Annotated in this window: 1 pseudogene; it reads left to right on the top strand. The window is 74.8% G+C overall.

Annotated elements, in window-relative coordinates:
• Window positions 1–185: 185 nt before the first annotated feature.
• Window positions 186–584 (top strand): annotated as a pseudogene (locus GTR00_RS22295) (hypothetical protein); the annotation flags it as partial.

Here is a 584-nt window from a genome sequence, read left to right as displayed (position 1 = left end):
GGTCCGGGGGTGGCGCTGGTCACGTCCACCACGCTACTCCTTAGCAAAGCTAATGACCAGCGGCAACGATCTGGGGCGGGCCACGGGTTCGCTACCGCGTTCCTCCACAGCGGGTTACAGTCAATGACGTTGAGTAGCTAGTAGGGGCTGGGCGGCACCGCCCGCCCGAGGACGGGAGCTGACGCGTGACTGGTTCTCCGGCGACCTCGGTCCCGCGCACCGGCACCGCCCTGCGCGAGGGCACCCAGCCGCCCCGGCTCGAGGGCGCCCCCACCCTCGACGTCACCCTCGACGTCGAGGCCGCCGCCCGCGCCAACCTCACCACCGCCGTCCTGCGCGCCCAGCGGCGCTTCAGCGACTGCGCCGACCTGCCCTCCCTCGCCGAGGAGCTCGTCGACGAGGTCCACGCCGCCGGCTACGGCCGCGTCCTGCTGCTGGAGACCGTCGCCCGCTCCCGCCACCGCGAGCTGGAGGTCCTCGCCGCCCGCGGCGACGCCGCGCTCGCCCCCGGCCAGGCGCACGGCGCCGGAGAGCAGCTGCTGGGCGCCGTGCGCCTGGCCGGGCTCGGCTCCTGGTCCTGGGAC

Origin of the sequence: Kineococcus indalonis, assembly GCF_009906395.1 — a bacterium.
Lineage (GTDB): Bacteria > Actinomycetota > Actinomycetes > Actinomycetales > Kineococcaceae > Kineococcus > Kineococcus indalonis.
Note: the sequence above shows the minus strand (reverse complement) of the source record. Positions and strands in the feature narration are given on the sequence as shown.